The following is a 12735-nucleotide window of genomic DNA, read 5'->3' on the forward strand; positions in this document are numbered from 1 at the left end:
AGCAACAAAAACAAAGCCTAGGCTAAAATTTTGGCAAAAACTCATAAAAACAGCCACTTGTTACAGGACGTTTCCTGGCGCGATCAAAACCAAAAGAAAGGCCCGTCACTGTGAAACAGATCACATTGACGGGCCGGGTTGCAATTTTCGGGAATGAAATTTGCGTGGTTAAAACGCCATCGCTGCCATCTTTTGACGGTGCCTGTCGTTATTCAGGCTGAAACTGCGATGGAATCCGGTACAGATCGGCACCGGGAACAGCATGCAAAAAACCGTTGGCGATAGAAATATCACCTGCCACATCCAGGATACGCTGCCGGGCCTGTTGCGGTGCAATTTGCCCGGTCAGTAACTGGCGGTAAATGTCAGCAATCGCCACCATGTCGCAACGATGCGGCGATAACCGAAACAGCCCCACGCCCATATCCTGCAAACCGGCAATTTCGTCCGATAACTCCAGATATGTGCCCGAAAGGGTTTGCAAGCCATTCACCGCCAAAAACGGTGCCCCGTCCAGGGTATCCACATCCATGCCATCGGCGGCTTCGCCACAAACAAAGCGGCAGCCATCCTTGTGCAAGCCATGGGCGCGCGCGGAATAACAGCGTGCGGAAATTGCCAGGGGGACGCGGCCAAACACCTGCATTTCGATTTCAGCCTGCCCGCGCGCCTGACAAAGAACAGCGATAGAGGATTGCGGCAATTCCCAAGGCATGGCCACACGCACCGCACCACGCTCCACCATGTATTGCAACGTGCCTTCGTTATAGATGTTTACATAAGGCCCCACCATGTGCGGCCTGCCCCCCAATATCCCCACAGCAGACAAATCATTGGCTTCGATCAGCAAATCGGGCATTTGTGCCAGATCGCGGATCAAGGCAACTTCGCGGTCCCCCATCACCAGCGCCAAAGTGGACATAACCACCTGCTTGCCCGCACGTTGCAGCCGTTCAATCACGTCGGGCCAGTCATGATCAAAAAACGGCATGCGTTTGGCGCACACAACTTCGCCAACATGAACCACATCCACGTCGGCCTCGTCAGCGATGCGGGCATAAAAATCACGCAGGATTTCCGGGGTCCAATGAAACAGAACCGGGCCCATCACCAGCCGGGCCGGGTTTGCGGTCGCTGGCGGTACCATGTCGATGGAAACGCTCATTGCCAGTTCCTTCTATATGCGCCGGTGGTGTCGCTTTGGCCCTCGGTCATGTTCGACAATTTGCTGTCGGTCATCACCTGCCCGGCGGAAATACGGTCAAGGGCGCGCCGAAAACTGCCCACCACCTGGGTGATATAGGCCTTGCCGCGCTGGCGGCCTTCTATTTTCAAGGCCGTAACACCGGCGGCTGCCAGTTCGGGCAACATGCTGGTAACATCCAGGCTGGTGGGTTCTTCGAACAAATACCCCACCTTGCCCATGGCGCGAAACCGCCCTTTGCACAGGGTCGGATAGCCGACTTTTTCCGAGGCACCATAAACATTGATGGTAAAATCCCCCAGGCGCGACACAGTGGCATCATCGCGTTCTTCGTAATGCACATGATGGGCCGGCGAACACACCCCGTTCATGTTGGGGCTTTCACCGGTTGCATAGGATGATAATGAACAGCGCCCTTCGGCCATCACACACATGCCGCCAAAGGCGAAAACCTCGGTTTCAACACCGATCTGGCGGTTCAGGCTGGCGATTTCATCTAGCGATAACACACGCGGTAAAACCACACGTCGCACGGCAAATTCGCGGTGATAAAACCGGATCGCTTCGACATTCGATGCCGATGCCTGCACCGATAAATGCAACCGCGTCTGCGGGTGACGGTCCCGGGCATAACGAAGCAACCCGATATCGGCCAGAATAATCGCATCAACACCGATCATAACGGCATCGTCAATCGCCCGGTGCCACAGGGTTTCGTTTTCTGCCGCCGGGTACGTATTGCACGCCAGATACACATGGGTACCACGGGAATGAGCAAAGGCCGTTTCGGCTTCCAGTTCGGCACGTGAAAAATTCAACCCGGGAAAATTCCGCGCATTTGTTTCATCCCGAAACCCGCAATAAACCACATCAGCCCCGGCTTCGACAGCGGCGCGTAAACTGGCCGGTGTTCCGGCCGGACATACAAGTTCCATTATACTGTTCCGTCCTGTTTGGGGGTGTTGGCATCACGCGCGGGGGTGGCAAAATCATCGACGGTTGAATTGGCATAACCGCCACTATTGACCCCCTTCAAAATGGCGTCTGCCTTTGCCAGCGTTGACGACGGCGCCTTTGCCCGGCTGGGTTGACGGCGCCGTATTTGCCCTTCGGCGGCGGCAAGGCGGTGCGAAAGATCATCAATCTGGCGCACCAGCCCAGCCTCGCGTTTATCGGATGGCCCGGCAAAAGCATGGGCAAAACGTGCCATATCGCGGTCCAGCCGGTGATATCCGCGTTCGGCAATGGCCAGTGCACGTCGTGCTAACGGCCCCATCATCCCGAAACTTTCGACAATCGCGGCACGTACATCAATCGTTTCGCCATCAAGCGCATTGCGCAACGCGACCACCACATCGGTGCGGCCTTCGATTTTCAAGGTCCGGGAAAAAAACAGGGCATCGCCATCCGACGTGCCTTCAAGCAATTGCAACAAAGCCGGAAGCGGCCCCACAATGGTTGCCTGTGCCGATGCCCGATCACACCCCGTGGCACGGCGCAAAACCGGTTTTACCGGATCAAGCTGCATGTAAAGATCCATGCCAAGATCAACCGGGGAAACGATAATGCCCGCAGCACCCTGTTGTGAATCGTCCTTGCCGATATATGACTCCAATCGGTCAAATACGGCCCCATGCCGCGCCTGCATGGTGGCGATGGCATGGGCCAAAACCCGATCAATCAACCAGCCTGGCAAACCTGCCGTGATGGGCCCTAACAACAAAAATGGCGTAAAAGCCGGACGCGCAACGGGCAACGGATTCTCTCCGGTTACTGTGAAATCCGGTCCATCCTAAAACCGGGGGGCTCCGTTACGTTGACTTCTGTCAAATAGTTGAAAAATATGATTTTTTGTTACTTTAATTCCAACCATACCATGTTGAAATTGCATCAAAGCTGAAATTCCTGGGCAATTTCGCGCGATGCTTCGATCAAGGCATTCATCACCAGCCGCACCCGGGGCGACCGGCGCATGTCGGGATGTACCACAATCCAGATCGGTTCACGGCTTTCGCCTTTTTCATCTTCGCGGATCAGGGTCAGACGTTGATCTGTATCGCCCAGATAGCGCGGCAACACAGCAACCCCCAGCCCGGCGGCGACAAAAGCCTGCACCGATGCGGTATCATTGGCGCGCAGGCGGCACAAAATATCGCGCCCCAACAAGCGACGCACCCAATCGGCCTTCGCCAGACCATAGGATGTATCGTCGTATCCGCACAGTTCCCAGTTTTCTTCTGGAATATTCGCAACATAATCATGTGCGCCATACAGGCCAACGCCAAGTTCAGCCAGTTTTTGTGCAATCAGGCCCGGCTCGGTCGGGGTGACCATGCGGACCGCGATATCAGCCTCGCGCCGGGCCAGATTGGCCACATGCGACGAGCCAATCAATTCAAATTCCAGCCCCTTATGCTCTGCCAGCAAAGCTGCCAAACGCGGGGCAAACAAAATGCGCCCTGCCACCGGTGGCACCGAAATACGCACAACACCCCGGGCGATTTCGCTGCTATTGGCCATGCGTTCAAAGGCCAGGGCATCAACCTCTACCCGCTCGGCCAAAGGCACCAGTTGCTGCCCGTCAGGGGTTAATCGCCACCCGCCCGGCATCCGGTCAAACAGCTTGGTCCCAACAGATTGTTCAAGTGCCTCGACCCGGCGGGCAACGGTTGTATGTTCCTTGCGCAGTCGCCGGGCCGCCCCCGACAGGGTTCCTTCCTGTGCCAGAACCAGAAAAAACCTTAAATCGTCCCAATTCATGGTGCTGCCTCCTACCGTTATTCTGTGCAATTTTGCACATGATATATGCAAAACATACAAATTTTCGGGTTATTTTGCATATGCCACTATGCGCACGATTCGAATGGTTGTTCCACCCCCTGCTTTTGCCGCAAGAGGCCCCCGATGGCACATTTTAACAGCCCCACACTCGCCCCCGGCTTTATCAAGCCTGTACCGCTGCGCATTTTTGCACATTTGCGCAAATTTGGCATAAGGGCACAACAATTGGCCGCAACCCTGCTGCGCTGGCATCAGGGGCGGGTTTTAAGAGCCGATCTGAACGACCGGTTGCTGCGCGATGGCGGGCTGGAACGTGATCATAGTGGCGCCAGCCGCGATATTCATCGCCGCCTGCCCGAAACCGGGCATTTTCTGATGCGCACGCCGCGTTCATAAATCCCGGTAACGACAAACTGTTACACAGTCAGACTACCGCCTTCTGGTGATCACAACGGATCACCAGAAGGTTGTGACAACGATGGATCAAACACACATATCGTCTTGTCTTTTGCCAATCAAATCAATACCGCACGACATTAAAACCCTCATCGGGTTGCGGCGGCACAAAATGCGCTGTGATCTGATCAAACTGGGCATCAGATGCGGAAAATTCGTGCATTTCTGCACGATTGCGCGCACGTAGCCGTTCTTTGCAGCGATCATTTGCCACATCAAGAAAATGCAATTCGTGTGCGGCACCAGCACGGGTAAATATATCCCGCATCCATTGGCGTGTTTCCGGTGTATTGGCGGGAAAATCCAGAACAACCGAAAGTCCCTGCTCCAATATACGCACCACATGGGGCGCCATCACGTTGCGCAAGCGACCCGAATAGCGCACATAATCGGCAACAGACGCCATTTCCGCCCCAAACAAGCCCGCCAGCCAAAAATCTTCGCTGATCAAAACCGTTGCGGGGGACTGCGACAATGTGCCAGCCAATGTCGATTTACCCGAAGCAATCTTGCCACACACCATATGCAGGCTCGGCACAGCTGGCGTTTGAGGATGATGCAAATCTTCAGATGAATTCATAAGGTGTCTCCTTATCGGGTGTGGATCACACCGGGAGACAGCCCTGTAAAACCCGCCTCACCGGCGGGTTTCTGGCACTGGAAATATCTTTCCTACCCCGCCACAATAAAAATGGCGGGAATAATGGTTACGACAAAATGGTGCGGCTTTTTTTCCATTTCGACAAGATAGCACTGTGCCAAAACATTGTCGATATGGGACGCCTGTGCGAAAATAAACATAAAACATGCAAAAACGGGTAATTTTCGGGTTATTTTGCATATGGCATTGTAGGGGCATCGCAAGCAACCAACGACAGGAGGATGCAATGTCCACGCTACCAACCACCCATCTTGACCGTCTGGTCATGAACACAACGCCAGCATCACATGCGGTTACGTTTCAAAAGCTGCGCCAGCTTTTTGTAAAACAGCTGGTAAATGCCCGACTGGCCCGCAGCCAGCGTCAACTGGCCGATCAGTTAAGCGACAACCAGCTGCGTGATGTTGGCCTTGAACGTGTTTTTGATGGTCAAAACTGGAAACTTCAACTGATCCATACTGAAAACACAGCGCCACAGCGGACGACATTTGCCAGAACGACACAGGATTGCCGTTAATGGCAACATCATACAACCGACGCTAAAACGGCCCCGAACATTTCTGTTTCGGGGCCGTTTTTATAAATCAGAGAATTGCATCAAAGCCCTCAGGCCTGCATCACACCAGAGCGCAAGGCAGCAACCCTATCAGTGGCTTCCTGTGCCAGTTTGGTGATTTTGGCCCAGTCACCGGCCTTAACCGCGTCTTTCGGGGCAACCCATGAACCACCAACGGTAATGATGTTGGGCAAAGCAATATAATCGGCCAGATTGGCCAGCGACACACCGCCGGTCGGGCAGAATTTAACCTGTGGCAACGGCCCGCCCAGGGCTTTCAGCATCGAAACACCGCCCTGCTGTTCAGCGGGGAAGAATTTCAAAACATCATAGCCATGATCGATCAGGTTCATAATTTCAGACGGTGTTCCGGCACCGGGCAAAAATGGCAGACCGGTTTCCTTGGCCGCCGCCAGCAACCCGGCACTGTGGCCCGGCGACACGGCAAAGGCACAATTGATTTCGGCCATGCGCTCCATCTGCCTGGCATTAATCACGGTGCCTGCACCGGTAATGGCATCGGGAACGTCGGCAATAATGCGCTGAATGCTTTCTTCGGCCGCGGCAGAGCGCAGGGTAATTTCAAGGACGCGCAAACCACCGGCCACCAGTGCCTTTGCCAGCGGCACGGCATCGTTGACATCTTCGATCACCAGCACCGGTACAACCGGGGCCTGCAACAGAATTTCGCGTGAAGACAAAGCCATTTTATTCCTCCTGTTTGCGGGTTATGCCGTTAAAATTTTGGCACAGCCCAACAAGGCCGGGTATTGCGCCGTCATCAGGCGCACCGGCACATCATTCATCAAATCACGAAAACGCCCTTTGGCGATCATGCGTTCTTTCAGGCCACTTTGTTTCATAAAACCGGCAATGCGCGGACCAATGCCGCCGCCAATAAAAACCCCGTCAAACGCGCCCAGCGTTAATACCAGGTCACCGGCAACGCCGCCCATAAACAGGCAAAAACGATCCAGCACTTTTTGGCATAACGGGTCTTTGGCAGTCATCGCACCGTCAACCACCTCGGCCGCTGTCTTCGGGGCAACATCAAGCCCGTCAATCGCGGCCAGGGCGCGATACAGGTTTTCAATGCCCATACCCGATAAAATCCGCTCGGCCGAGACACGGCCCAGTTCGGTGCTCAGGAACTTGATAATTTCATAATCAAGATCATCGACCGCAGGCAAAGACACATGGCCGCCTTCGCCCTGCACCGGAATCCAGTGCCCGTTATGGGGTAACAAGCCCGAAACACCCAGCCCAGTGCCCGCCCCGATAATTGCCACGGGCTGGCCCGGTCGCCCCGGCCCGTCAAACAACGTAATCAGGTCGTCATCGCCCAGATAAGGCACGGACATGGCCAGGCCGGTAAAATCGTTTACGACAACCAGCCGTTCCAGACCAAATTCAGCGCTGAGGGCTGTTTTGGAAAACACCCACGGATTGTTGGTAAAGCTGATCTGATCGGCCATCGCCGGGCACGCCACCGCAACGGCAAATTGCCTTGGGGCATAACCGCCTGTTCGCGATACAAAATCACTAATGGCGCCGCCAATATCAGGATAATCGCGCACGGCCAATGTTAATGGCGCGTGCGGATTACCCATATCATCGAGCCAGGCAAAACGGGCGTTTGTGCCGCCAATATCCCCGACCAGCTGCATTATTTTGCTCCTCCGGGAAGGATGGCGCTGGCCCCCATTTCGGCCAGGCCAACATTGTCGCGAAATACGCCAAACAATTCGCGGCCAAAACCGGTCTGATGTTCTGCCTTGTCGGTAAACAGGGCGAAATCACGTTTTGCCAGTTCGTCATCAGACACAAACAGCTTAAGATCGCCGGTTTCCGCATCGAGACGCACCACATCGCCATCCTGAATTTTGGCGATAATGCCGTTCATCATGCCTTCCGGTGTCACATGAATGGCGGCAGGCACCTTGCCCGATGCGCCCGACATGCGGCCATCGGTTACCAGCGCCACCTTATAGCCCAGATCCTGTAACACGCCCAAAGGCGGGGTCAGTTTGTGCAATTCTGGCATGCCATTGGCGCGCGCGCCCTGAAAACGCACCACACACACAACATCGCGGTGCAGTTTGCCATCCTTAAAGGCCTGCATCATGTCATCTTGCGATGTAAAGACCGCCGCCGGGGCCTCGATAATACGGTTGGCAGGCTTTACCGCCGATACCTTGATCACGGCCCGGCCGATATTGCCGGTCAGCATCCGCAAACCACCATCGGCACTAAATGCTTTTTCCGCCGGGCGCAGAATATCTTCGTCATGGCTGTCCGTGGGGGCGTCGCGCCATGCCAGTTTGCCATCGTCAAGGTGCGGTTCGGTGCCAAATGCCGCCATACCGCCCGACACAATCGTATCGACCTCATGATGTAAAAGGCCGTTGCCTAGCAGGTTACGAATGACAAACCCCATTCCCCCCGCCGCGTGAAAATGGTTCACATCGGCCTGGCCATTGGGATAAACGCGGCACAAAAGCGGAATAATACGCGACAGATCGTCAAAATCTTCCCAGCGAAGCTCGATCCCGGCGGCACGGGCCATGGCGGGCAAATGCAGAGTATGGTTGGTGGACCCCCCGGTTGCCAGCAGGCCAATAATGCCGTTCACAAAGGCTTTTTCGTCAAGAATTTTGCCAATCGGGCGGTAATCATTGCCAAGACGGGTGATTTGCAAGGCGCGGCGGGCCGATTCCTCGGTCAGGGCATCGCGCAATTCCGTCCCCGGATTAACAAATGCCGCACCGGGCAAATGCAACCCCATGATTTCCATCAGCATCTGGTTGGAATTGGCCGTGCCGTAAAATGTACAGGTTCCCGGGCTGTGATAGGATGCCACCTCGGCTTCGAGCAGTTCCTTGCGGCCTACTTTGCCTTGGGCATAAAGCTGGCGGACACGGGCCTTTTCATCATTGGGCAAGCCCGACGGCATGGGACCGGCAGGCACAAACACCGCCGGAATATGCCCATAGGCCAACGCCCCCATCACCAGACCGGGGACAATTTTGTCGCACACGCCCAGATACAATGCCGCATCGAACGTATCGTGCGACAGCGAAACCGCCGTCGACATGGCAATCACATCGCGCGAAAACAGGCTCAGTTCCATGCCGGGGCGGCCCTGGGTTACGCCATCACACATGGCAGGCACACCGCCGGCAACCTGGGCGGTTGCCCCGGCTTCAAACGCGGCCTTTTTAATACGGTCAGGATAAGTGCCCAACGGCTGATGGGCTGACAGCATATCGTTATAGGCGGTCACGATACCCAGATTGGCGGCATCTTCGTGATTGATGCGGTCTTTTTCGGTGCCAAGGCACCCGGCCGATGCATGGGCCAGATTGCCACAGGACAGTTTGGAACGATGCGTGCTGTCGCTCGCTGCGGCATCGATGCGCGCCAGATAGGCTTCGCGCGTCGGTTTTGACCGTTCAACAATCCGTTGGGTAACGATTTCAATTTCACGTTTCATGGGGTTCAGCCTTTCGGGTTCTCGGCGCTCCACCACAGATCGACAGGAACGTCGTTCTGCTGCAATAACCCGCGCACCGGCATGTCTTCGATCACGCTGCCGTTTTTCGCGGTTTCATAGGTCGACCATTTTGCAGAACCGGTAATGTGAATGCCGATATAGCGGGCATTTAACAGTGCCGGTAATGTCATGCTGATACGCGGAACTGGCGAAACGGTGGGCCGCGCGGCCGCAACCAGTTCGCCATTTTCGGGATAAAGCCCGCGTTTCAGATCTTTGGGGCTTGAGGATGGAAAAAGCGACGCCGTGTGCCCGTCATCGCCCATACCCAGATAAACAATATCCATCGGCCAGGACAGGTGGGTTTTCAAACGGTCCGTCACGGTTGATATGGCGTCTTCCGGGTTTTGATCAGCGGTTTTTAGCGATACAAAAGTCGCGGTTGCCGCTTCATTAATGAGCAAATTGTCCTTGACCAGTTTTTCGTTTGACTGGTCATCATCAAGCCCGACCCAGCGATCATCGCCAAGAGTAATGGTGACTTTGGACCAGTCGAGTTTGGCCTGTGACAAAGCCTGAAAGAAAGGTTTCGGAAAACGGCCACCAGCCACCGACATGGTTGCCCGCCCGCGTTCGGCAATGGCAAATTCCAGCCGTTCAACGGTTTGTGCGACCATGCTGGCAAGCATGTCGTCGCCGCTTTTGAAAATGCGTTCGTTTATCATTTTATCGTCCATTGAAATGGGAAACAGAGATCACGTCCGCAAGGGGCACGGCGGCAAACACCACCCTGCCCCCGCATTCATTAAAACACCGCTTCTTCATTCCAGGTGCGGCCATCGCGTTCGATAAGGGCAATGGCCGCCGACGGGCCCCAGGTGCCCGACGTATAGCCCTTGGGGGCAACATGGTTATTTTCCCAGGCTTCCTGAATGGCATCAACCCACTGCCAGGCAATATCCTGTTCGTCACGGCGCACAAACAAGGTGTTGTTGCCATCAATCGCATCAAGCAGCAAACGTTCATAGGCATCGGGGCTGCGTGCGCCAAAGGCCTCGGCAAAGGAAAGGTTCAGCGCCGTTGGCCGCAAGCGAACCAGGCCCGGCCCCGGGCTTTTATTGTTCAAAACCAGATGAATGCCGTCATCGGGCTGCAACCGCAAAACCAGCCGGTTGGCCTGATAATTGGTCATGGATTTGGCCAGCGGGAACATCTGGTGCGGCACATCGCGGAACTGAATAACAATTTCCGAATGCCGCTTGGGCAGGCGTTTGCCCGTGCGCAAATAAAACGGCACCCCGGCCCAACGCCAGTTGCTGATTTCACAGCGCAGCGCGACAAAAGTTTCGGTGACACTGTCGATATTGGCACCGTCTTCTTCCAGATAACCCGGCACTTCCTTGCCACCCACGGCCCCGGCGCGATACTGACCGCGCACGGTATTCTGGGTGATATTGGTATCATTGATCGGTTTTAAGGCCTTAAGGACTTTTACCTTTTCATCGCGCACCGCATCCTGATCAAGGATATAGGGCGGTTCCATCGCCACCAGGCACAAAAGCTGCAACATATGGTTTTGCACCATATCGCGCATCGCACCGGCATCGTCGTAATAGGACCAACGCCCTTCCACACCAACTTCCTCGCCCACGGTAATCTGGACGTGGTCGATATGGGCGCTGTTCCATAACGGTTCAAACATGGCATTGGCAAAGCGCAGGATCAAAAGGTTCTGCACCGTTTCCTTACCCAGATAATGGTCGATACGGAATATCTGGTGTTCTTTGAACACTTCCCCGATCTGACCATTAATTTCGCGGCAGCTTTCCAGGTCATGGCCCAGCGGCTTTTCCAGAACAACGCGCGAATTGGGCGTTACCAGACCGGCCTTTTGCAGGTTAAAGGCCATATCGGCAAACAAGGCGGGGCTGGTAGAAAAATAAAAAACCCGGTCCCGGTCCGGTGCGTCGCTCAGACGGTCATGCAATGTGACGAACCCTTCCGGGGCGCCTGCCGAGACCTGAATATAAGTCACACGGGCCGCAAATTTATCCCAGATTTCCTGGTCAAATTCGCCATCGGGAATGTGTGTTTTACCGGCTTCGAGCAATTTGGCCCGGAAATCTTCGTCGCTATGCGCGCTGCGCGATGCGCCGAAAACACGGGTGGCATCGTCAAAACGTCCGGTCCGCTCCATTTCATATAAAGCGGGAAATAATTTGCGTAGCGCCAAATCTCCGGTCCCACCGAAAATCACAATGTCGGCTATGCGATGTTTAAGCCTTTGTTTCTTCATATTGACTTGCGCCTTCCAAGCGAACTGTTCTCACTCGTTATCCTCCCCGCTGCCAAGGTGGGACCCGAAACCGTTTTGCGGTCTCGGCTGGCAAACGGTGCACGAAAGTTTCGTGCACAGGGCATGTCACTCCCTGCTAGTTCAGTGCCATTTGGGCTTTCAATGGTGCATTGTCCACTGCCAGCCGCCTTTTGGTCTTACCCGCGGTATCGAACACATAACAATCCTGTTTTGCGGCCTGTATGCCAACCGTTTCCCCGGTCTTGATTGCGGTATCCCCCGCAACCCTGGCAACAAACAATTCATCCGACCCGGTGCGAACATAAACCAAACCTGCTTCGCCCAAATGTTCGACCACTTCAACCGTCCCGGTAAACAGCGCCGTGTCCTGATCGGCAATGCTGCAATGTTCCGGTCGAATGCCAAGTGTTACACGATCTGCGGTGGCAAGACCACTGCCATCAACCGGTAACGACACTTCTTTACCCGATTCCAGTTTAAGCGTAACAGAATGTTGCGAAACCTGTGTCATTTCAGCCGGAATAAAGTTCATTTTGGGCGATCCGATAAAACCGGCCACAAAAATATTTGCCGGGTAGTGATAGAGTTCCAGCGGTGTTCCCACCTGTTCCACCGTACCGGCGCGCAACACCACAATCTTGTCGGCCATGGTCATGGCTTCAACTTGATCATGCGTCACATAGATCATTGTTGTGTTCAATTTTTCATGAAGTTTTGCCAGTTCGATCCGCATTTGTACCCGCAAGGCGGCATCCAGGTTCGATAATGGTTCATCAAACAAAAACACACGCGGTTTGCGCACAATCGCACGCCCGATGGCGACGCGCTGGCGCTGCCCGCCCGACAATTCCTTGGGTTTACGGTCCAGAAATTCTTCCAGTTGCAGGGTTTTGGCCGCAGCCATCACCCGCGCATTTTGTTCGTCCTTGCTGTGTTTCGCCAGATCCAGCCCGAAGGCCATATTTTCAAACACCGACATATGCGGATAAAGCGCATAGGATTGAAAAACCATGGCAACGCCGCGATCCTTGGGCACGGTATCATTCACAACCTCGCCACCGATGCGCAGTTCACCGCTGCTAATATCTTCCAGCCCGGCAATCAGGCGCAGCAATGTTGATTTGCCACAGCCCGACGGCCCGACAAAAACGCAAAATTCGCCATCACGAATATTCAAATCGACCCCGTGAATGGTTTCGATTGGTCCAAAGCGTTTACGTACCTGTTTTAAAACCACATCTGCCATCGGGTATCCTCCCAGTTTTTG

The 12735-nt window shown here is 54.7% G+C and carries 13 protein-coding genes; 2 read left to right on the forward strand and 11 right to left on the reverse strand.

The genetic code is table 11. The features are described from left to right. Window positions 1-208: 208 nt before the first annotated feature. The 4 genes from AAC086_RS17775 to AAC086_RS17790 all read right to left on the reverse strand — a co-directional run bounded on the left by AAC086_RS17775 (window position 209) and on the right by AAC086_RS17790 (window position 3964). Window positions 209-1165: a U32 family peptidase gene (locus AAC086_RS17775; RefSeq protein ID WP_339780700.1), complete on the reverse strand. Its 957-nt coding sequence runs from the start codon at window positions 1163-1165 to the stop codon at window positions 209-211. Further along, window positions 1162-2139, reverse strand: coding sequence for a peptidase U32 family protein (locus AAC086_RS17780; protein WP_339780702.1), 978 nt, complete (start codon window positions 2137-2139; stop codon window positions 1162-1164). Before AAC086_RS17780 ends, AAC086_RS17775 begins: the two co-directional genes overlap by 4 nt. Then, on the reverse strand, window positions 2139-2960 hold the full coding sequence (locus AAC086_RS17785; protein WP_339780703.1) for an SCP2 sterol-binding domain-containing protein: 822 nt from the start codon (window positions 2958-2960) through the stop codon (window positions 2139-2141). Before AAC086_RS17785 ends, AAC086_RS17780 begins: the two co-directional genes overlap by 1 nt. A 134-nt stretch (window positions 2961-3094) precedes the next feature. Continuing rightward, complete coding sequence (locus tag AAC086_RS17790; RefSeq protein WP_339780705.1) at window positions 3095-3964, reverse strand: LysR family transcriptional regulator; 870 nt, start codon at window positions 3962-3964, stop codon at window positions 3095-3097. A 144-nt stretch (window positions 3965-4108) separates the two neighbouring features. Between AAC086_RS17790 and AAC086_RS17795 the strand changes: the two genes are divergently transcribed. Next, on the forward strand, window positions 4109-4381 hold the full coding sequence (locus AAC086_RS17795; RefSeq protein ID WP_339780707.1) for a hypothetical protein: 273 nt from the start codon (window positions 4109-4111) through the stop codon (window positions 4379-4381). A 124-nt stretch (window positions 4382-4505) separates the two neighbouring features. Here the strand turns inward: AAC086_RS17795 and AAC086_RS17800 are convergent, their stop codons facing one another. Then, window positions 4506-5021, reverse strand: a complete 516-nt coding sequence (locus AAC086_RS17800; protein ID WP_339780709.1) for an ATP-binding protein — start codon at window positions 5019-5021, stop codon at window positions 4506-4508. 307 nt (window positions 5022-5328) lie between these two features. Between AAC086_RS17800 and AAC086_RS17805 the strand changes: the two genes are divergently transcribed. Beyond that, the gene (locus AAC086_RS17805; protein ID WP_339780710.1) at window positions 5329-5619 is read left to right on the forward strand and encodes a hypothetical protein; all 291 of its coding nucleotides are present in this window, start codon (window positions 5329-5331) and stop codon (window positions 5617-5619) included. Between the two features lie 89 nt (window positions 5620-5708). Here AAC086_RS17805 and eda read toward each other — a convergent pair whose 3' ends face one another. The 6 genes from eda to ugpC form a co-directional block, all read right to left on the reverse strand. Continuing rightward, the gene (gene eda, locus AAC086_RS17810; RefSeq protein WP_339780711.1) at window positions 5709-6365 is read right to left on the reverse strand and encodes a bifunctional 4-hydroxy-2-oxoglutarate aldolase/2-dehydro-3-deoxy-phosphogluconate aldolase; all 657 of its coding nucleotides are present in this window, start codon (window positions 6363-6365) and stop codon (window positions 5709-5711) included. A gap of 21 nt (window positions 6366-6386) precedes the next feature. Further along, window positions 6387-7325, reverse strand: a complete 939-nt coding sequence (gene glk / locus AAC086_RS17815; RefSeq protein WP_339780712.1) for a glucokinase — start codon at window positions 7323-7325, stop codon at window positions 6387-6389. Further along, the gene (gene edd / locus AAC086_RS17820) at window positions 7325-9151 is read right to left on the reverse strand and encodes a phosphogluconate dehydratase (RefSeq protein ID WP_339780714.1); all 1827 of its coding nucleotides are present in this window, start codon (window positions 9149-9151) and stop codon (window positions 7325-7327) included. The genes glk and edd overlap by 1 nt, the downstream gene beginning before the upstream one ends. A 5-nt stretch (window positions 9152-9156) precedes the next feature. Then, on the reverse strand, window positions 9157-9876 hold the full coding sequence (gene pgl, locus AAC086_RS17825; protein ID WP_339780716.1) for a 6-phosphogluconolactonase: 720 nt from the start codon (window positions 9874-9876) through the stop codon (window positions 9157-9159). A gap of 80 nt (window positions 9877-9956) precedes the next feature. Continuing rightward, window positions 9957-11447: a glucose-6-phosphate dehydrogenase gene (gene zwf / locus AAC086_RS17830; protein ID WP_339780718.1), complete on the reverse strand. Its 1491-nt coding sequence runs from the start codon at window positions 11445-11447 to the stop codon at window positions 9957-9959. Between the two features lie 136 nt (window positions 11448-11583). Continuing rightward, complete coding sequence (gene ugpC, locus AAC086_RS17835; protein ID WP_339780720.1) at window positions 11584-12714, reverse strand: sn-glycerol-3-phosphate ABC transporter ATP-binding protein UgpC; 1131 nt, start codon at window positions 12712-12714, stop codon at window positions 11584-11586. Between the last annotated feature and the right edge of the window lie 21 nt (window positions 12715-12735).

It is taken from the genome of uncultured Thalassospira sp., from assembly GCF_963976115.1.
Taxonomy (GTDB): Bacteria; Pseudomonadota; Alphaproteobacteria; order Rhodospirillales; family Thalassospiraceae; genus Thalassospira.

Bases quoted from the DNA above. Each gene is read 5' to 3' on its own strand.
- pgl (WP_339780716.1), bottom strand. From the start codon at position 9,876: ATGATAAACGAACGCATTTTCAAAAGCGGCGACGACATGCTTGCCAGC.
- AAC086_RS17780 (WP_339780702.1), bottom strand. From the start codon at position 2,139: ATGGAACTTGTATGTCCGGCCGGAACACCGGCCAGTTTACGCGCCGCT.
- AAC086_RS17800 (WP_339780709.1), bottom strand. From the start codon at position 5,021: ATGAATTCATCTGAAGATTTGCATCATCCTCAAACGCCAGCTGTGCCG.
- AAC086_RS17790 (WP_339780705.1), bottom strand. From the start codon at position 3,964: ATGAATTGGGACGATTTAAGGTTTTTTCTGGTTCTGGCACAGGAAGGA.
- ugpC (WP_339780720.1), bottom strand. From the start codon at position 12,714: ATGGCAGATGTGGTTTTAAAACAGGTACGTAAACGCTTTGGACCAATC.
- AAC086_RS17805 (WP_339780710.1), top strand. From the start codon at position 5,329: ATGTCCACGCTACCAACCACCCATCTTGACCGTCTGGTCATGAACACA.
- zwf (WP_339780718.1), bottom strand. From the start codon at position 11,447: ATGAAGAAACAAAGGCTTAAACATCGCATAGCCGACATTGTGATTTTC.
- AAC086_RS17775 (WP_339780700.1), bottom strand. From the start codon at position 1,165: ATGAGCGTTTCCATCGACATGGTACCGCCAGCGACCGCAAACCCGGCC.
- AAC086_RS17795 (WP_339780707.1), top strand. From the start codon at position 4,109: ATGGCACATTTTAACAGCCCCACACTCGCCCCCGGCTTTATCAAGCCT.
- edd (WP_339780714.1), bottom strand. From the start codon at position 9,151: ATGAAACGTGAAATTGAAATCGTTACCCAACGGATTGTTGAACGGTCA.
- eda (WP_339780711.1), bottom strand. From the start codon at position 6,365: ATGGCTTTGTCTTCACGCGAAATTCTGTTGCAGGCCCCGGTTGTACCG.
- glk (WP_339780712.1), bottom strand. From the start codon at position 7,325: ATGCAGCTGGTCGGGGATATTGGCGGCACAAACGCCCGTTTTGCCTGG.